The organism is Amycolatopsis sp. NPDC051373 (genome assembly GCF_040689465.1).
Taxonomy (GTDB): domain Bacteria; phylum Actinomycetota; class Actinomycetes; order Mycobacteriales; family Pseudonocardiaceae; genus Amycolatopsis.
In genome coordinates this window covers 241,420-258,073 of the sequence record NZ_JBFBAE010000009.1, presented here as the reverse complement: position 1 = coordinate 258,073, position 16,654 = coordinate 241,420, and the positions used below count along the sequence as shown (strand labels likewise).

General features: G+C 70.1%; 19 protein-coding genes. 10 read left to right on the top strand and 9 right to left on the bottom strand.

What is annotated here, in order from left to right:
• Positions 1–316: 316 nt before the first annotated feature.
• Complete coding sequence (locus AB0383_RS19030; protein WP_364179907.1) at positions 317–1,180, top strand: LysR family transcriptional regulator; 864 nt, start codon at positions 317–319, stop codon at positions 1,178–1,180.
• Here the strand turns inward: AB0383_RS19030 and AB0383_RS19025 are convergent.
• Positions 1,095–1,334 carry a hypothetical protein gene (locus tag AB0383_RS19025; protein ID WP_364179909.1) on the bottom strand — a complete coding sequence of 80 codons (240 nt, stop codon included), beginning with the start codon at positions 1,332–1,334 and terminating at the stop codon, positions 1,095–1,097. The two genes, AB0383_RS19030 and AB0383_RS19025, sit on opposite strands and share 86 nt — an antisense overlap.
• A gap of 143 nt (positions 1,335–1,477) precedes the next feature.
• Here AB0383_RS19025 and AB0383_RS19020 point away from each other — a divergent pair, with 143 nt between their 5' ends.
• Positions 1,478–2,059 (top strand): dihydrofolate reductase family protein, encoded by a 582-nt coding sequence (locus AB0383_RS19020; RefSeq protein ID WP_364179911.1) that lies wholly within the window; start codon positions 1,478–1,480, stop codon positions 2,057–2,059.
• Positions 2,060–2,089: 30 nt separating this feature from the next.
• Here the strand turns inward: AB0383_RS19020 and AB0383_RS19015 are convergent, their stop codons facing one another.
• Together AB0383_RS19015 and AB0383_RS19010 are read right to left on the bottom strand one after the other, a co-directional pair.
• Positions 2,090–3,238 (bottom strand): hypothetical protein, encoded by a 1,149-nt coding sequence (locus tag AB0383_RS19015; RefSeq protein WP_366188034.1) that lies wholly within the window; start codon positions 3,236–3,238, stop codon positions 2,090–2,092.
• Between the two features lie 409 nt (positions 3,239–3,647).
• Positions 3,648–4,442, bottom strand: coding sequence for an IclR family transcriptional regulator C-terminal domain-containing protein (locus AB0383_RS19010; protein WP_364179915.1), 795 nt, complete (start codon positions 4,440–4,442; stop codon positions 3,648–3,650).
• A 98-nt stretch (positions 4,443–4,540) separates the two neighbouring features.
• Here AB0383_RS19010 and AB0383_RS19005 point away from each other — a divergent pair, with 98 nt between their 5' ends.
• The 3 genes from AB0383_RS19005 to AB0383_RS18995 are packed head-to-tail and all read left to right on the top strand — an operon-like array spanning position 4,541 to position 8,180.
• Positions 4,541–5,863: an MFS transporter gene (locus AB0383_RS19005; RefSeq protein WP_366188033.1), complete on the top strand. Its 1,323-nt coding sequence runs from the start codon at positions 4,541–4,543 to the stop codon at positions 5,861–5,863.
• Positions 5,864–5,876: 13 nt separating this feature from the next.
• Positions 5,877–7,394 (top strand): AMP-binding protein, encoded by a 1,518-nt coding sequence (locus AB0383_RS19000; RefSeq protein ID WP_364179919.1) that lies wholly within the window; start codon positions 5,877–5,879, stop codon positions 7,392–7,394.
• A gap of 21 nt (positions 7,395–7,415) precedes the next feature.
• Positions 7,416–8,180 (top strand): citryl-CoA lyase, encoded by a 765-nt coding sequence (locus AB0383_RS18995; RefSeq protein WP_364179921.1) that lies wholly within the window; start codon positions 7,416–7,418, stop codon positions 8,178–8,180.
• Positions 8,181–8,218: 38 nt separating this feature from the next.
• Here AB0383_RS18995 and AB0383_RS18990 read toward each other — a convergent pair whose 3' ends face one another.
• Entirely contained in the window at positions 8,219–8,782 is a 564-nt protein-coding gene (locus AB0383_RS18990) for a hypothetical protein (protein WP_366188032.1), read from the bottom strand.
• Between the two features lie 67 nt (positions 8,783–8,849).
• On the opposite strand from AB0383_RS18990, the gene AB0383_RS18985 reads away from it, so the two are divergent.
• Both AB0383_RS18985 and AB0383_RS18980 read left to right on the top strand, forming a co-directional pair.
• Positions 8,850–9,353 carry a hypothetical protein gene (locus tag AB0383_RS18985; protein ID WP_366188031.1) on the top strand — a complete coding sequence of 168 codons (504 nt, stop codon included), beginning with the start codon at positions 8,850–8,852 and terminating at the stop codon, positions 9,351–9,353.
• On the top strand, positions 9,298–9,606 hold the full coding sequence (locus AB0383_RS18980) for a hypothetical protein (protein WP_366188030.1): 309 nt from the start codon (positions 9,298–9,300) through the stop codon (positions 9,604–9,606). Before AB0383_RS18985 ends, AB0383_RS18980 begins: the two co-directional genes overlap by 56 nt.
• On the opposite strand, the gene AB0383_RS18975 is transcribed toward AB0383_RS18980, so the two are convergent.
• Together AB0383_RS18975 and AB0383_RS18970 are read right to left on the bottom strand one after the other, a co-directional pair.
• Positions 9,567–10,145 (bottom strand): DUF6518 family protein, encoded by a 579-nt coding sequence (locus AB0383_RS18975; RefSeq protein WP_366188029.1) that lies wholly within the window; start codon positions 10,143–10,145, stop codon positions 9,567–9,569. The genes AB0383_RS18980 and AB0383_RS18975 overlap by 40 nt on opposite strands.
• Complete coding sequence (locus tag AB0383_RS18970; protein ID WP_364179929.1) at positions 10,145–10,510, bottom strand: glyoxalase; 366 nt, start codon at positions 10,508–10,510, stop codon at positions 10,145–10,147. Before AB0383_RS18970 ends, AB0383_RS18975 begins: the two co-directional genes overlap by 1 nt.
• Positions 10,511–10,901: 391 nt before the next feature.
• Here AB0383_RS18970 and AB0383_RS18965 point away from each other — a divergent pair, with 391 nt between their 5' ends.
• On the top strand, positions 10,902–11,906 hold the full coding sequence (locus tag AB0383_RS18965; RefSeq protein ID WP_364179931.1) for a YdcF family protein: 1,005 nt from the start codon (positions 10,902–10,904) through the stop codon (positions 11,904–11,906).
• Positions 11,907–11,967: 61 nt separating this feature from the next.
• Here AB0383_RS18965 and AB0383_RS18960 read toward each other — a convergent pair whose 3' ends face one another.
• Both AB0383_RS18960 and AB0383_RS18955 read right to left on the bottom strand, forming a co-directional pair.
• Positions 11,968–12,594, bottom strand: a complete 627-nt coding sequence (locus AB0383_RS18960) for a 3-oxoacid CoA-transferase subunit B (RefSeq protein WP_364179933.1) — start codon at positions 12,592–12,594, stop codon at positions 11,968–11,970.
• The gene (locus AB0383_RS18955) at positions 12,591–13,301 is read right to left on the bottom strand and encodes a CoA transferase subunit A (protein ID WP_364180026.1); all 711 of its coding nucleotides are present in this window, start codon (positions 13,299–13,301) and stop codon (positions 12,591–12,593) included. Before AB0383_RS18955 ends, AB0383_RS18960 begins: the two co-directional genes overlap by 4 nt.
• A gap of 151 nt (positions 13,302–13,452) precedes the next feature.
• Here AB0383_RS18955 and AB0383_RS18950 point away from each other — a divergent pair, with 151 nt between their 5' ends.
• Together AB0383_RS18950 and AB0383_RS18945 are read left to right on the top strand one after the other, a co-directional pair.
• A complete protein-coding gene (locus AB0383_RS18950; protein ID WP_364179935.1) occupies positions 13,453–14,211 on the top strand; it encodes an IclR family transcriptional regulator in 759 nt (252 codons plus the stop codon).
• A gap of 51 nt (positions 14,212–14,262) precedes the next feature.
• Positions 14,263–15,312 (top strand): class I SAM-dependent methyltransferase, encoded by a 1,050-nt coding sequence (locus tag AB0383_RS18945; protein WP_366188028.1) that lies wholly within the window; start codon positions 14,263–14,265, stop codon positions 15,310–15,312.
• A gap of 3 nt (positions 15,313–15,315) precedes the next feature.
• On the opposite strand, the gene AB0383_RS18940 is transcribed toward AB0383_RS18945, so the two are convergent.
• Positions 15,316–16,455: a hypothetical protein gene (locus AB0383_RS18940; protein ID WP_366188027.1), complete on the bottom strand. Its 1,140-nt coding sequence runs from the start codon at positions 16,453–16,455 to the stop codon at positions 15,316–15,318.
• Positions 16,456–16,654: the final 199 nt, after the last annotated feature.

Genomic DNA, 16,654 nt, shown 5'->3' with positions numbered 1-16,654 from the left:
TGTAGTGCGTGCCGCTTGCCGCGCTGCCGCGTTGGGCGGGCTCGCGCCGCCGCCTTCCTGGGCGGGAGCCTCGTCGAAGACCAGCAGCGCCACCAACGTCAGGGCCAGGGCGACGCTCAGCGCGAGCACCGTCCTTCTCCGTCTGATCACTCCCCTGCTGGGCCGCGCCATCCCGTCTCCCTGTCGCCGGCGAGGGACCACCTGGGCAGATGCCTGAAACCCGGTATTGACGGAGTGGCGAGGGCCCGGGATCTATTCCTCTGCCGGACCGATACATGGTGATCGTTGCTCGGGGATTGAGCACTAGAATCGCTGAATGGAGCTGAGGCAGGTCGAGCACTTCCTCGCGGTGGTGCGGTGCGGGAGTTTCACCGCCGCTGCACAGGAGGTGCACGTGGTGCAGTCGGCGCTGAGCGCGTCGATCCGCAAGCTCGAAGGTGAGCTGGGCACGGCGCTGTTCGAGCGGACCACCCGGCGGGTCGAGCTGACCGAGGCCGGGCGCGCACTCGTGCCGGCGGCGCACCGGATCGTCGCCGACGTGGTGGCCGCGCGCGGCGAGGTGGCGGCCGTCGCGGGGCTCGAGAGCGGGCGCGTGTCGATCGGGACCATCCAGACGCTGACGGTCGTGGACCTGCCGGCAAAGCTCGGCGTGTTCCGCACGCGGTACCCGGGCGTGCGCATACACGTGCGCGAGGGTTTGGTGCCCGATCTGGCGGCGGCGGTCGCCAGCGGTGAGCTGGACCTGTCGTTCCTCGCGGGCGAGGAGCCGTTGACCGACGAGCTGAGCAGTTTCGCGCAGTGGAGCCAGCACCTGGTGCTGCTGTGCCACCCCGGCCACCGGCTGGGCCGGCGACGCCGCGTCCGCCTCGCGGAGCTCGACGACGAGCCATTCCTGGACTTCAGTGGCAGCGGGATCCAAGCCATGGTCGCGCGCCGATTCGCCGACGCGGGGCTGCGGCAGAACCGCGTCTGCGAGGCCACGCACATGCCGCTGCTGGTGGAGCTCATCGCCGCCGGGCTGGGCGTCAGCATCGTGCCGGAGCCGGTGGCCGAGCGGTCCGGCCTGCCGTTCGCACGGATCGAGCAGCCCACGTTCAGCCGCGAGATCCACCTGGCTGGCCGGGGCCGGGCTCCGACGAACCCGGCCGCGCGGGCCCTTCTGGCACACCTGCTTTCCTGACCTTGGGGCGCGCGAACAGCAGCCCGAACCCCACGAGCGCGAGCGCCATGGCCACCGTCGTGTAGCCCACGAGCGCCGCGACCGCCGCCAACGCCAGCGCGCGCACGCCGAAGCGCCGCAGCAGGCGGACGAGGTCCATGGTCTCGGTGTCCATGCCGTCGAGTATTCGCTTGCCCGGATCAGCGAGTCCAACGCAGAATTTTGCTGGGATTCAGCTACACAGGAGCTGAATCAGGGCCGTGTCGATTTCGGGGAACGCTGTTCGACGTACTTGTGACCGATACGAGGAGGAAACACATGGCGCACGACACGAACGGTCCCATCAGGCTCTACATGTCGATGTCGCTCGACGGGTTCGTCACCGGGCCCGACGATCGGGCCGGGCAGGAGCTCGGCGAGGGCGGCGGGAGGCTTTTCAACTGGCTGGACGACCGCCACGGGGACGGTCCCAGCGGCCAGATCTACCGCGAGGCCATGGCGACCGGCGCGGTGATCTCGGGGCGGCGGACGTTCGAGCTGGCCGGGCGGTGGCAGGGCGACCACCACGACGGCGTGGCGATCAACGTCCTGACGCATCACGTCGATCCGGACGACCGGCCGCCCGGCAGTGCGCGGTTCTTCACCGACGTCGGCGAGTGCGTGGCCGAGGCGCGAGCCGCCGCGGGTGGGCGCGCGGTGCTGGTGCACGGCGCCGGTGCGGCGCAGGCGTTGCTGCGCGCGGATTTGCTGGACGAGCTGGAGATCCACCTCGTCCCGGTGTTGCTGGGCGGCGGACGCCGGCTGTTCGACGACACGCGCGTCGAGCTGCGGCAGGTTCGGCAGTTGACCGATCGGGACGTCACGCACTTGCGGTATGCCGTGGCGGGCCGCCCCCGGTGAACGGAGGCGGCCCGCTGCGGTTTCACGAAATCAGCTGTGCGCCGCGGCCAGCTGGGGCTGGTCGGTGGCCGGCGGAACGAGCTTCGGGTATTCCTTCTGGAACTTGGTGATCATCGTCGCGGAGGGGACGATCTTGTTCGGGTTGGCCTGGCTCGTGGCCTGCTTCTCGCCCCACGCGCCGGCGGCCTTGCGCTGATCGGGGGTGCCGTGGCTGTGCTGGCAGTCGCCGATGGAAGCGTTGAGGTAGGTCACTTCCTGCTGGGTGCGGGCGTCCCACGCCTCACCCTTGGCGTGCGCGACGAAGTAGCCGCCGTACGCGTCGGGGCCCATCTCGCCGGACTCGTTGCGCGGGAAGTTGTCGTGGGCGAAGTCGACCTGGTGGCCGTATTCGTGGCCCAGCACGGCTTCCACCGCGACGTCGTCGAAGCCGAGCAGGTTGGTGGTGTCGAGGATGCCGTCACCGAGCATCACGCGCTTGCCACCGAAGCTGTCGGCGGGCGCGGAGAACGCGTTGAGCGTGAGCAGCGGGTTGCGGCCGCCCTGCAGCACTGGCAGCTCGAAGAGCACCTTGTTGGCGAGCGCGGCCGCGTCCTTCACGCGTGCCGGCGCAAGGCCGAGGCCGAAGGTCTGCGCCATCTTCGCCGGGCTGCCGAGGTCGGTGCCCTTCCACGCGACGAGCTGCACGTTCCAGCTCTCGATGTCCCAGAACCGGCGCAGCTTCGAGATCGCCGAGGTGGCGCGCGACGTGTACTGCCCGTCGGTGCCGAACACCTGCGGCTGCTTGTCGGTGGCGACGCCCTGCGCGTAGAGCTGGCCGAGCGCGGAAAGCGCGTCGAAGGCCTGCCCTTCGACCGGCGTGAGCTGCGAGGCGAGCTGGTTCGCGTACGTCAGCAGCGCGCCCTCGGTGCAGTCGGCGGCCGGCTTCTGCTTCGCGTTGCCCTGCTTCTGGCCGATGTGGTCGATCGGCGAGTCGATCAACGAGTCGACGCCGGCCCGCGCGCTCGCGGGAATTCCGCCGTACAGGTCCACGACGTCCTGGTACAGCTGCGTCACGTCCTGCTCGACCGTCGACGGCGCCGGCTCGGCCGCGAAAGCCGGCACGGCCGTCGCCACCGTGAGCGCGCACAAGGTGCCCGCCGCGGCCAGGGTTCTGCTGAGCGTGCGTGGAAGTTTGGGCACAGGTGTTCCCCTCCTGAGAAAAGACCCGGGATCAAGATCACTAAGCAAGATCACCCTAGGACGGACTCAGGCCCCGAAACGGGCGCCGGGTGAAGACCCCCGAGATGGCCTACACCATTCGGTGGGTTCGGCCGGCCGAAAGTACTAGGTCTGGACCGGTCGTCAACAAGGACCGACGAAAGTGTTGGACCAGGCAGGGGAAATCGAGGCTGGGACGCAACCTTTTCGGACCACGGCGATTCCGGCGGGAGAGATGGTGCCCACTCCGCCCAGAGAGAAACCCGTGGCAGAGCTCGACGCGTCAGCTGTGGGCGTCGGCGGCCCAGAATTCCTTCGGCCGGCCTTCGTGGACGGACACGGCGGCCGCGGCGATCGCTCGGGCGACCATCATGCTTGCAGCTCGCCCTTCTCAGTGCATTTCGAACGAGTGCAGCAACGCCGGAAAGCGTTCGAACGCTTCCCCCAGCCGTGAAGCCAGTTCTTTCAGCAAAGGCAGCCGCGTGGCCACGAACTCGTCCACCGGCAGGTAGCCCGACACCGTCGAGCAACTGACGCCGGCGACCACCGAGCCGCCGAACACTGGGCAGCCCAGCGCGGTGATGCCGACGTCGAGCTCGTCGACGACCACCGCGTAGCCGTCTTGGCGAGCTTGGGCCAGCGAACCGCGCAGCGACTCGGCAGAGGTGATCGTGGAGGCCGTCCGCGGGGCGAGCGTGGCGGCGACGAAAAAAGCATCGACCACAGCCGGACGCTCGTGCGCCAGGATCGCGCGACCGGAAGCGCTGACATAAGCCGGCACCCGAGCCCCGGGAGTAATCGCGAAGCGCATCAACCGGTCCGTCTGCACGTGGCAGACGTGGAGGATGTCCGTGCCCGCCAGAGCCGTCAAAGAAACGCTGTCGCCGGTTTCGTCGCGGACGCGTTGCAGCAGCGGCTGCGCCAGGCTGCTCAGGTTCATCGCGCGGGTGTAGCCCGCCGAGAGTTCCAGCACGCGCGGCGTGAGGACGAACCGCTTGTCGACCTGCGCGAGGTAGCCGAGCTCCACGAGGGTGAGCAGGAAGCGGCGCGCGGCGGCCGGACTGAGGCCCGTCGCGGCGGCGACCTGGCTCAGGGACATTTCGGGCTGATCGGGACCGAACGCCCGCAACACGGTCAATCCCCTGGCCAGCGAGGTGACGAACTGTTCCTTGTCCGCGCTTGACATCGTCGCGCTGCCCTTCCTAATCTCCGTTTGCCGCCTAGCGGAAAACTATTCGCTAGGCGAAATTTTAGCACTGCTCCGGCTCAACGAGGAGGCTCGGCGTGCGAACCAACGAACAGTCGGCACACCTGACAAGACGGGCGACCATCGCCGCGACGTTCGGCACCGTGATCGAGTGGTACGACTTCTTCCTCTACGGCACGGCTTCCGCGTTGATCTTCCCGAGCCTGTTCTTCCCGTCCGCCGGCTCGCTCAACGGTTCACTGCTGTCGTTCGCCACGTTCGCCACCGGGTTCGTCGCCCGCCCGCTCGGCGGGGCGATCTTCGGGCACGTCGGCGACCGCATCGGGCGCAAGAACGCGCTGGTCATCACGCTGCTCGCCATGGGCCTGGCGACGCTGGCCGTCGGCCTGCTGCCCACGTACGGGCAGATCGGCGCGCTGGCCCCGATCCTGCTGGTGGTGCTGCGGATCGTGCAGGGCATCGGCACCGGCGGTGAGTGGGGCGGCGCCGCGCTGCTGACCAAGGAGAACGGCAGCAGCCGGCCCGGGTTCTGGGGCGGGTTCCTGTCCAGCGCCGTGTTCGTGGGGCTGATCCTCGCGTCGGTCGTCTACGTCGTGATCGGCGCGCTGGTGAACAACGACCAGCTGCTGTCGTGGGCCTGGCGCATCCCGTTCCTGCTCAGCGTCATCCTCGTCGGCGTGGGCTTGTGGGTGCGCAAGGGCCTGCCGGAGACGCGTGAGTTCGCCCGCATCAAGCAGGCCGGCGAGCAGGAGCGCGCACCGCTGGTCAAAGCGTTCAAGCAACCGCGCAACATGCTCGCGATCTTCCTCATGCGGGTCGGCCAGAACGCCACGTTCAACATCGTCTCCGTCTTCATCCTCACCTACGCGACCAAGCAACTCGGCCTCGGCAAATCGCAGATCCTGTGGGCCACGGTCATCGGCGCCGCCGTTGCGTGCGTGCTCTGCCCGGTCTACGGCCACCTCGGCGATCGTTTCGGCTTCGGCCGCGTGATGATCGTCAGCCTGCTCTTCCAGGCCCTGTTCGCGTTCCCGTTCTTCCTGCTCGTGGACAGCAAGGGCGTCGCGCCGGTGATCATCGCCGTCACGGTCGGGATCGCCGGTGCCGGAGCGGCGACGGACGCCATCCAAGCCGGCTACTTCGCCGGGCTGTTCAGCACGCGCAGCCGCTACAGCGCCATCTCCGTCGGCCGCGAAGGCGGCACCGTGGTGGGTGGTGGCCTCGCGCCACTGATCGCCACAGCGTTGCTGGGCTGGCTGCACGGCAGTCCCTGGGCGATCGCGGGCTGGATGGCGCTGACGAGCTTGATCGGCATCGGCGGAGTGCTGCTGGTGCGCCCGCACCACGCGGCCGAAGACGTCGTCACCGAGTCCGGCCGCATCGGTTCGGCCCTGATCTGAACGGGAACCGCGCATGACAACGGGAAACCTCGTGCTCGACGCCGCCGGCAGCACGGTGGGCACGCTCTTCGAAGACCGCGCCCGGACGCACCCCGGCCGCGTCGCGCTGCAGTCCGGCGAGCGGCAGGTGACCTACGGGGAGCTGGCCGAGCGCAGCCGCCGGGTCGCCGCGCTGCTCGCGAGCCGGGGCGTGCGGCGCGGCGACCGGGTGGCACTCGTTTCGGAGAACCGCACCGAGTACCTCGAGATCACGCTCGCCGTGGCGCTGCTGGGTGCGATCGTCGCGTGCCCCGGCCTGCGGGCCGGCGCGGACGAGCTCGTGGCCTGCCTCGACCTCGTCGAACCCACGGTGCTGGTGACGTCGCCGCGAGCCGACGAGAAGTTCGCCGCACCACTGGGTTCCCGGCCGCGGCTGCAGCTCGGCGAGGCTTTCGAAGCGGAACTCGTGGCGACGACCCCGTGGGCCGGACCGTCCGCCGCGCGGCCGGAAGACGTCCTGATCATTATTTACACCAGCGGCACCACCGGCGTGCCGAAGGGCGCGGCCATCAGTCACCGCGCCGAGATCGCGCGCAGTTCCGCGACCCGCGCGGAGTACGGCCTCGCGGGTGACGACGCGTTCGTCGCCTGGTCGCCGTTGAGCCACATGGGCGCGTTCGACAACTCGGTGAGCACGCTCATCAGCGGCGGCAAGGTCGTGGTGGTCGACGGGTTCGACGCGGCCGAGCTCGCCCACGTCGTGGCCACCGAACGGCTCGGGTGGCTGCTGCTCATGCCCGGCACCGTCCGGCGCTTCGCGGACACCTTGCGGGACAAGCAGATCACGCCCGCCGGAGTGCGTTTGTGCGGGGTGATGCCGGACCTCATCGGGCCGGACGAGATCGCCGAGATCACCGCGCTGCTCGACGCGCCGTTCGCGAACACCTTCGGCACCACCGAAACCGGGTGCCCGCCGTGTTCGGGCGACGCGCTCGCCGTCGGAGTGGAACCGCGGTCACTGTCCAAAGTGCAGAGCGGCTACTGCGAAATCCGGCTCGTCGACCCGGCAGATCACGACGTCGCCGACGGCGAACCCGGCGAAATCTGCATGCGCGGGCCCACGGTGTTCAGCGGCTACTGGAACGACCCGGCCACCACCGCGCACGACTTCCGCGGCGGCTGGTTCCACCTCGGCGACGTCTTCGTGCGCAACCCCGACGGCACGCTGGACTTCGTCGACCGTGCGAAGTACCTGATCAAGAGCGGCGGCGAGAACATCTACCCCGCCGAGATCGAGCGCGCCCTGCTGCGACACCCCGATGTGCTCGAAGCCGTTGTCGTCCGCCGCGCCGACCCGACGTGGGGTGAGGTGCCGGTCGCGTTCGTGGCGCGCGCCGCCGAAACGTTGACCGCAGAAGACCTGATCGAGCTGTGCGGCGAACGGCTGGCGAAGTACAAGCGGCCCCGCGAGATCCGGTTCGTCGCGCCGGAGACGTTGCCGCGCAACGCGTCCGGGAAGGTCGTCCGCAGCGAGCTCGAGAAGCAAGCCTGAGCGTCGAAGGAAGGAACACGCATGTTGGGTGATTCACCGGAGTTCCGCTCCGACATCAGCTGGAGCACCTCGAAGAGCATCACGGTGTTCGGCCACGACCTGGTCGACGACCTCGTGGGCAAGGTCGACCTGGGCGACATGGGGTTCCTGGAGCTGACGGGCCGCCTGCCGACGCCGGGCGAGTCCACTGTGTTCAACGCTCTGACCGTCAGCCTGGTCGAACACGGCATGACGCCGAGCGCCATCGCTTCGCGGCTGACGCACTACGGGGCGCCGGATTCCTTGCAGAGCGCGGTCGCGGCCGGGCTGCTCGGGCTCGGGACGACGTTCGTCGGGTCCATCGAAGGGGCCGCGCGCTACGTTCAGGAAGCGGACCTCGAAGGCGACCTCGCCGCGGAGGCGGGCGCGATCGTCGAACGGTTCGTCGCCGCGAAGAGGCTCATCCCCGGCATCGGCCACCCCATCCACAAGCCGCTCGATCCGCGCGCGGAACGGCTGTTCACGCTGCTCGACGAGGCCGGCCTCACCGGGCCGGAGGTCGCGTTGATCCGGGAAGTCGCGCGCCAGGCGGGAACCGCGCTGGGCAAGGAGCTCCCGGTCAACGTCACCGGCGCGATCGGCGCCATCGCGTCGCGGCTGGGCATCGACTGGCGGGCCGCGCGCGGCATCGGCGTGATGGCGCGGGCCGTCGGCCTCGTCGGCCACGTGCTGGAGGAGATCCGCAGGCCGACGGCGCCGACCATCTGGCGTGAGGTCGACGAGGCCGCGACCCGCCACCACGAGTGAGCGCCACGGGGGCCGGGCTCGTGCCCGGCCCCACGCGTTCAGATGTCGATCGGTTCCAGCCGGCCGAGGATCTCGTCGCGGCGGGACTCGAACTGGTCCGGCAGCTGGAAGCGCTTACCGAGCTCCTGCGGTGACTCGTCGCAATCCCAGCCGCCCTCGTTGTGCGTCACGGCGAGCTCGAACAACGCGCCGCCCGGCGACCGGACGTAAATCGACTTGAAGTACTTGCGGTCCCGCAGTTCCGACAGATCCGTGTACCCGGCGCCCTCGATCTCGAACTTCAGCTCGTCCTGGTTCTTGAGGTTGTCGGCGTTCCACGCGAAGTGGTGGATGGTGCCGGCGCCGTAGATCCACGTGCCCGGGCCGTCGGTGCGGTTGACCACGAGCTCGACCGCGCCGCCGAGCCCGGATCGGCCCGCCTCCAGCGCGAACCGGTCGCCCTCGGCCAGGCCTTCTCGCGCGCCGAGGTGGTTGGCGGCGAACTCGACGGCGGTGTCCGGGCCGGTCACGTGCACGCCGACGCCGTAGATGCCGTGGATCGCGTACTCCTGCGGCACGCCGGCGCCGGTGAAGCCGCGCCGCGGGTCGTCGTCGACCTCCACGAGCTGGTACTCGATGCCGCACGGGTGGCGGAACAGGCACGCGGCGGCGGTCGAACACGTTCGCGTCGTGCACGTCGGCCGCGCGGTCTTTCAGGCGGTCGGCCCAGAAGTTCAACGAACCCGACGGGACGGCGAGCAGCACCTCGCGCGCCTGGTTGGTGCCGCGGCGGCCGTTGATCCCGACCTGCCCGAAGGGGAACGTGGTGAGCACGGCGCTCGGGTCGCCGTCGGCGTTGCTGTAGTAGAGGTGGTAGATCGGGATCTTGCCGTCGAACAGCACGGTCCGCTTGATCAGGCCGAGGCCGAGGACGTTCACGTGGAAGTCGACGTCCTCCTGCGCGCCGGCCACCGACATGGTGATGTGGTGGCTACCGTTGAGGTACGACATTCGGGCCTCCTTTTCTGTGGTGTTCACGTTTTCCGGCCACCGGTGCTGCACGGCCCCGGTCAGCCGTTGTACGAGCTCGCCGGTGTCCAGCAGCAGTTCTTCGCGCCACGGCGCGGCGGTGAGCTGGATGCCGACGGGGAGTCCGGCGGCGTCGAAACCGCCGCGGACGACGAGGGCGGGTAGTCCGGCGGAGGCGAAGCGGTTCCCCGACGACACCGCGGCGTGGCTCGGCCGCGTGCCGGCGGAGCTGCGGCGAGTGCTCGAAACCGCGGTGCGCGCGTTGCCGGGCATCCGGATTCCCGACCGGGCCGCGGCGGTGAGCCAGCTGTACGCGCTGTGCGTGCAGCCCGGTTCGCCCGACGTGATCGAGTCCGGGGTCGCGATGTTCCTGAAGTTCTACGAAACGCCGCCGAGCACCAAGCCCAGCAAGGCGTAACCGCCGGCGCCGAGGGCCACGAGCGGCAGGGTGGCCGCGGCGGGCCGCCACGAACGTCGGCTGAGGAGGGCGAGCAGCACCGCGGCCACGACCAGCACCGTCACGCCGGCGCCGGGCGAGCCGAGGACCACGAGCCGGTACAGCCCGTCCACCGCGAAGAGCGCGACGAGCAGCGCGAGGCCGACGGCGCCGCGCCGGCTGTCCGGCCGGTGCCGCCACCACGCCGCGCCGAGGCCGAAAACGATCCCCGCGAGCACCGCACCAGCCGCCCACACCGCGGCGGTGACCAGCGCACTCGCCGAATACAGGCCGTTCACGGCTTGGGCCACGCCGTACCAGACCACGAGCGCCAGCAGCAGCGAACCCACCGCCGCCGCGGCGACCCGCCACGACGGCCGGCCGCCGGCGCAGCCGACGAGGAAGGCGAGCGCGGACCAGGTCGCGATCGAGTTGGTCGTCCAGCCGAACGGAGTCAGCTGCGTCAGGTAAGTGCCGACGCCCAGCACCACGCCACCGGCCAACGCGACGGTTTTCTGCATCAGCCTTCCAGGAACTCGAGACGGTTACCCACCGCGTCGAACGTGTGGAACCGGCGCCGGCCGGGGATCTCCGCCGGATCCGCCCACACCACCCGGTGCCCGGCGGCTGCCACCGCCTCCGCCGTGGCGTCCACGTCAACCACGAACGCCGGGTGGGCCTTCGCCGCGGGCCGGAAGTCCTGTTCGACGCCGATGTGGAGCTCCCCGTCCGGCCCGCCGACACCGGGCACGCGGAACCAGCAGCCGCCGCGCCGGGCGAGCAGCGGCGGTTTCGGCAGCTCGGGCCACCCGAGCACCCCGGTGTAGAAGGCGCGCTGCGCGTCCTCCGCCCCGGCCGGGCAGGCCACTTGCACGTGGTGGATCACGGCGTCGAGGCTACCCGGCAGCGAAGGCACTTCAGGCCGGATGACGACAGCCGGCTGCCTCGCCGGTTTTCCGACACATGGGTGAAATGACGCTAAACACGCACCTGGGACTGCCGTGGCGGGCACAGTGAGCGCGCTCGCCGAGGTCCGGCGGACAAGGGAAGAACTCACCATCTTCAAGCGCGTTCTCGTGGTCGCCGGCGCCTTTCTGGCGACGACCATCGGCTTCGGGCCCGGCGTCGCGGTGCCCAAAGCGGCGCGGGCGGCTACGGCAGTGGCAATTTCCCTACGCCCACAGCGACTGGGGCTGGTGCGGCTGACCCGCCCGGTTCACTCGAACGGGAAGCCACTCGGGCCGCCTGCCCGGCCATGATCGCCTTATCTTCTGAGCGTGGCCTACCTGCTCACGTCGATCCCGTTCTTCGCCGGCTTCGCGATCAGCTTCCGCTTCGAGCGGCGGCGGTTGCTGAACGGCGTGCTGTTGCTGGCCGGGCTGTTGTTCCTCGCGATCGGCGTGATCTTCGCGCTGCTGGACATCCCCGCGGTGCACGACGTGGTCGACGGCAGCACGCTGGCGATCGCGTTCTTCCTCGTGGTCGCGGTGCTGCTGCCGGCGTTCCTGGTGCTCAACGGGCTGCAGATGGTGCGCCGCGAGGGGCGGCGGCTGGGGAACCTGCTGTCGCTGCTCGCGGGGCTGGCGATGTTCGCCTTCGCGCCCGCGTTGCTGGTGCTGGGGAAGAACCCGGTGCCGCGCGCGGCGGAGGTGGTGATCATCAGTGTGTCCATTGTGCTCGGTTACCTCAGCCTCGCGTTCGCCGCGTTCGTGCTGTGTTCGGTGGGGTACGGGCTGCTGCGGCCACCGAAGGGCGCGGATTTCATCGTGGTGCACGGGTCGCGGCTGATCCGCGGTGCGGTGCCGCCGTTGCTGGCCAGCCGGCTTGACCGGGGGCGGGCGTTGTACGACGCGGGGGTCGCGCGAGGAGCGGCGCCCACGCTCGTCACATCCGGCGGTCAGGGTGCCGACGAAACGCAGCCGGAAGCCGAGGCGATGGCCGATTACCTGGTGGCGCAAGGCATTCCGCGCGAGGAGATCGTGCTGGAGGCCCGTTCCACGACCACGCGCGAGAACCTGATCTACAGCCGCGAGCTCATGACCGAGCGCAAACCCGGCTACCACTGCCTGCTCATCACCAACAACTTCCACGCCTTCCGCACCGCGATGCTGGCACGGCGCCTCAAGGTCAACGGCCAGGTCGTCGGCTCCCACACCGCCTGGTACTACGTGCCGAGCGCCACGATCCGCGAGTTCATCGGCATCCTGCGCGACTACCGGATCCTCAACGGCGTGGTGATCGTGCTCCTCGCGGCGGCATACCCGGTGTCACTGGCCTTCTGACCCGCAACGACACCGGGTCGGCGCCGGGAATCAGCCGCGATGGATCTGCCGAAGACACGTCTCACACCACCGGGGCACCGGTCCGCGCCCGAACGCCGGCCGCGTCCTCCCCTGGCGCCACTTCCACCAGCCGCAGGCCGTGCGGGGTGATGTCGAGGACGGCGAGGTCGGTGATGACGCGATCGACCACGCCGGTGCCGGTCAGCGGAAGCGTGCAGCGCGACACCAGCTTCGGCTCGCCGTCCTTCGTGACGTGATCGGTCAGCACGACCACGCGTTTCGTGCCGGCAACCAGGTCCATCGCGCCGCCCATGCCCTTGACCATCGTGCCGGGGACGCTCCAGTTGGCAAGGTCCCCGTTGGCGGCGACCTGCAACGCGCCCAGCAGCGCCAGGTCGATGTGGCCGCCGCGGATCATGGCAAACGACGTGGCCGAGTCGAAGAAGCTCGCGCCCGGGGCCACGGTGACGGTCTGCTTGCCGGCGTTGATGAGATCGGCGTCCTCCTCGCCCTCGACCGGGAACGGGCCGAGGCCGAGGATGCCGTTTTCGCTCTGCAGCGTGACGTGGACGTCGTCGGGCACGTGGTTCGCGACCAGTGTCGGGATGCCGATGCCGAGGTTCACGTAGTCGCCGTCGCGCAGTTCGCGGGCGGCGATGGCGGCCATTTCGTCGCGGGTCCAGCTCATGCGCAGGCCACCTCCTTCGGGCGGACGGTGCGTTTCTCGATGGCCTTTTCCCGTTGCCTCGCGAGGACGAGGCGCTGGACGAACACGCCCGGCGTCATCACGTTTTCCGGGTCGACGAAGTCGTCCGGCAGGATCTCCGCTTCAGTGAGGCAGACCCGTCCGCAGGCGGCGACGAGCGGGTTGAAGTTGCGGGCTGCCAAGCGGTACGTGAGGTTGCCGGCGCGGTCGGCCGTGTGGGCGTGGACCAGCGATACGTCGGCGACGATGCCGCGTTCGAGCACGTAGGTCCGGCCGTCGAACTCCGCGTGGGGCTTGCCGTCGGCCACCGGGGTGCCGACGCCCGTCGGCGTGTAGAACGCGGGAATGCCGGAGCCGCCGGCGCGCAGGCGTTCGGCGAGGGTGCCCTGCGGGACGAGCTCCACGTCGAGCTCGCCGTCGAGGAACTGGCGGGCGAAGAGCTTGTTCTCGCCGACGTAGGAAGCGACCACTTTGGACACCTGATGGTTCTCGAGCAGGATCCCGAGGCCCTGGCCGTCGACGCCCATGTTGTTGGACACCACGGTCAGGTCGCGCACACCGGAGTCGCGCACGGCCTCGATGAGGTCCGTCGGATTGCCGCTCAGGCCGAACCCGCCCACGGCGAGGGTCGCGCCGTCGGTGAGCACGCCCGCGAGCGCTTCGGCTGCGCTGGGGTAGATCGTCGGCAAGGTGTTCCTCCCGTCCACTGAATGATCGGACGGGATCACTCAAGAGCATGAGTTCGCGCCTGGTCAACGACGTCGCGCGGGCCTCTCGCCCGGCGGTCACCGGTCGGGAGCGGCGTTCACTCAGTGAACGTGGGAACGTAAGCTGCAGAGCATGAGCAACGCCCCGGACCACCTCGTCGGCCGCGCGGCCGCGGTGCTGCGCGCGCTGTCCCACGGCCAGGGCTCCACGACCACCGAGGTCGCGCGCGCCGCCGGCCTTGCCCGCCCGACCGCGCACCGCCTGCTCACCGCGCTGGGCGATGAGGGGTTCGTGGACCGCGACCAGCGCACCGGGCAGTGGCACCTGGGCCCGGAGCTGTACCTGCTCGGCGAGGTCGCCGCCCAGCGCTACGACGTGACCGAGCACGCGCGCGCGAGCGTCCACCGCCTGGCCGAGGCCACGGGCGAGAGCGCGTTCTTCTCCGCCCGCCGGGGCGACGAAACCGTGTGTCTCCTCCGCGAGGACGGCAGCTTCCCGATCCGCTCCTTCGTCCTGTACGAGGGCGCGCGCTTTCCCCTCGGCGTCGTCTCGGCGGGGCTCGTCGTGCTGTCCTTCCTGCCCGACCGCGACATCGACGAGTACCTCGGCCGCGTCGACCTGACGCAGAGGTGGGGCGCGGCGCACAGCGCGGACGAGCTCCGCGCCCGCATCGCGCGCACCCGCGAGACGGGCTATTCGCTCAACCCGGGCCTCGTCGTCGAGGGCAGCTGGGGGCTGGCGGCCGCAGTGTTCGGCCGCTCGGGCGCGCCGGCGTGGGCGCTTTCGCTGACGGGTGTGCAGTTCCGCTTCCCGCCGGACCGGCTCACCGAGCTGGGCGCGCTGCTGCTGCGCGAAGCCCATGCGCTGACCCGGAAACTCTCCTCGGCGTAGGCTCGCCATGACCTTTCGTCCACAGTGGACCACGACAAGAGGAGAGCGGCAGTGACCGAGACACCGGCCTTCGCCGAGCGCATGACGACGATGCTCAACGAGGCGTGCCTCGCCCTGCAGGTGAGCGTCGGGCACCAGACCGGCCTGTTCGACGTGCTGGCCGGCCTGGCCCCGTCGACGAGCGAGCAGATCGCCGCAGCCGCCGCTCTGAACGAGCGTTATGTCCGGGAATGGCTCGCCGCGATGACAGTCGGCGGCATCGTCTCCTACGACCCCGAGACTCGTCGCTACACGCTGCCGGCCGAGCACGCCGCGTCGCTCACCCGCGCCGCGGGCCTGGGCAACCAGGCCTCGATGCTGCAGTACCTCGCGATGATGGGTGAGGTCGAGCAGCAGGTGGTGGCCGCGTTCAAGGACGGCGGCGGCGTGCCGTACTCGGCGTACCCGCGGTTCCAGAAGCTGCAGGGCGAAGAGTCCGCGCGCACCTTCGACGCCGAACTGCTCACCACCGTCCTGCCGCTCGCGCCCGGCCTGGCAGAGCAGCTGACCCGCGGGATCGCAGTGCTCGACGTCGGCACCGGCCAGGGCCACGCCGTCAACCTCCTGGCGCGCGCGTTCCCCGCCAGCACCTTCACCGGCGTAGACGTCTCCGAAGCCGGCATCGCCGCCGCGCGGGAAGAAGCGCGGGCCTGGGGGCTGACGAACGCGTCGTTCGCCGTCTCCGACGCCACCGGTCTCGAAGGCGAGTACGACCTCGTCACCACCTTCGACGTGATCCACGACTCCGCGGCGCCCGACGATGTCCTCGCGGCCATCCGCCGCGTGCTGCGCCCCGGCGGCACCTACCTCATGCAGGACACCGCGTGCTCGACGCGGCTCGAGGACAACATCGCGCACCCGCTCGCGCCCGCGTTGTACACGTTCTCCGTCTTCTACTGCATGAGCGTTTCCCTCGCCCAAGGCGGCGTCGGCCTCGGCACGATGTGGGGCGAGCAGGACGCGCTGGCCCGCCTCGCGAAGGCGGGCTTCACCGACGTGACCACCGGCAAGCGTCCCGACGACGTGATGGACCTCTACTACGTCGCGCGCAAACTTGCGTAGCTCTCAGTTCTTGCGCGCGAGCGGCCAGCGGCGGCCGATCGCGACGTGCAGGATCACCGACACGCCGATGGCGTTGAGGGTGACGTGGCCGACCCAGCCGATCGGCGTGCCGCGGTTCCAGTGCAGTTCTTCGGCCAGCGCCAGCAGGACCACGTGCAGCACCGCGGCGAGGGCCAGCGTCAGCAGCAAGGACACCGTCCGTTCGAGCCACGCGGGCCAGCGCGCCGGCAGGGCGTCTTCGAAGAGCATGCCGACCACGAGCCCCGCGGCCACGAAGTCGCCGGCGAGCGCGGACAACGTCGGAACGGGCAAGCGCTGCAGGAACACGTACGTGAGGATGCCGGCGCCGATCGTCGCGACATTCGCGCAGACGAATCGCACCCACTGCGTTCGCAGGTGGTGGAACGGCCAGCCCCGCCACATCACGAACAGCAGCACCTGCCACACGCCGATGAACGTGAGCACCGCGCCGAACACGCCGGGGTCGAGCAGGCCGTGGCCGCCGCCCTTGAACGGGGTTCCGCCGAGCAGCAGCACGTAGAGCAGGATCGAGATCGCCCACGACAACACCACCGCGCAGATCCCGCCCGGGATGGGCTTGAGCCACAACCGCAGCGGCCAGTGCTCGCTCACCAGCGTCAACTCGAGCATCACCACGAACGCCGCGCCCGCGAGCGGCATCGTCACGGGGAACGTGCTCAGCTCGAGGTTCTCCGGCGTCGGGTCGAAGATCGCGGCGAACGACAGGTGCCCCACCACGGCTTCGCCGAAGAACGTGAGCGCGATCCCGCCCGCCGCGATGAGCGCCAGGTCCGCCCACCCCGCCCAGTCCGGCCCGAGCCGCGTGCCCGGCCAGTCCTCCCACCAAAACGCGATCATCGAGACCACCGGCAACGCGAACGTCACGATCGGCGCCAACACCAGCAACGACGACTCCGCACCCCCGGCCCCGGCGGCGATCAGCACCGCGACCACGACCACGGGCAGCAGGCCCGCCACGCCGAGCCCGGGCTGCCGCGCCCAGCGCGAGGTGCCAGGCCCGGTCGGGTCGGTTCTGCGGTGCCGTTCGCGGCGGGTGATCGCGGGGTGGGGTGTTGGTTCGGTGGTCGCTGCTTGGTCGGCGCCTTCCGCTCGGCCGCTCACCGCGAGCCGCACTCTCCGTCGGTCACGAGCCTGCCCGCCTGTTGCCTTGGCTGCAGTTCCATGCCCGTCCTCCGCGGTACCGCGCTTGTCCTCGACGTTCCAGTCCCAAGAACGCCGCACCGCGAACACCGACGGGCCGCCCACGTGACTCGGGTGCGGCCAGGCTAACCAGCGCCTCAGGTCATCTCAAGAACGCCGC

Bases quoted from the DNA above. Each gene is read 5' to 3' on its own strand.
- AB0383_RS19030 (WP_364179907.1), top strand. From the start codon at position 317: ATGGAGCTGAGGCAGGTCGAGCACTTCCTCGCGGTGGTGCGGTGCGGG.
- AB0383_RS19025 (WP_364179909.1), bottom strand. From the start codon at position 1,334: ATGGACACCGAGACCATGGACCTCGTCCGCCTGCTGCGGCGCTTCGGC.
- AB0383_RS19020 (WP_364179911.1), top strand. From the start codon at position 1,478: ATGGCGCACGACACGAACGGTCCCATCAGGCTCTACATGTCGATGTCG.
- AB0383_RS19010 (WP_364179915.1), bottom strand. From the start codon at position 4,442: ATGTCAAGCGCGGACAAGGAACAGTTCGTCACCTCGCTGGCCAGGGGA.
- AB0383_RS19000 (WP_364179919.1), top strand. From the start codon at position 5,877: ATGACAACGGGAAACCTCGTGCTCGACGCCGCCGGCAGCACGGTGGGC.
- AB0383_RS18995 (WP_364179921.1), top strand. From the start codon at position 7,416: ATGTTGGGTGATTCACCGGAGTTCCGCTCCGACATCAGCTGGAGCACC.
- AB0383_RS18980 (WP_366188030.1), top strand. From the start codon at position 9,298: ATGCCGACGGGGAGTCCGGCGGCGTCGAAACCGCCGCGGACGACGAGG.
- AB0383_RS18975 (WP_366188029.1), bottom strand. From the start codon at position 10,145: ATGCAGAAAACCGTCGCGTTGGCCGGTGGCGTGGTGCTGGGCGTCGGC.
- AB0383_RS18960 (WP_364179933.1), bottom strand. From the start codon at position 12,594: ATGAGCTGGACCCGCGACGAAATGGCCGCCATCGCCGCCCGCGAACTG.
- AB0383_RS18950 (WP_364179935.1), top strand. From the start codon at position 13,453: ATGAGCAACGCCCCGGACCACCTCGTCGGCCGCGCGGCCGCGGTGCTG.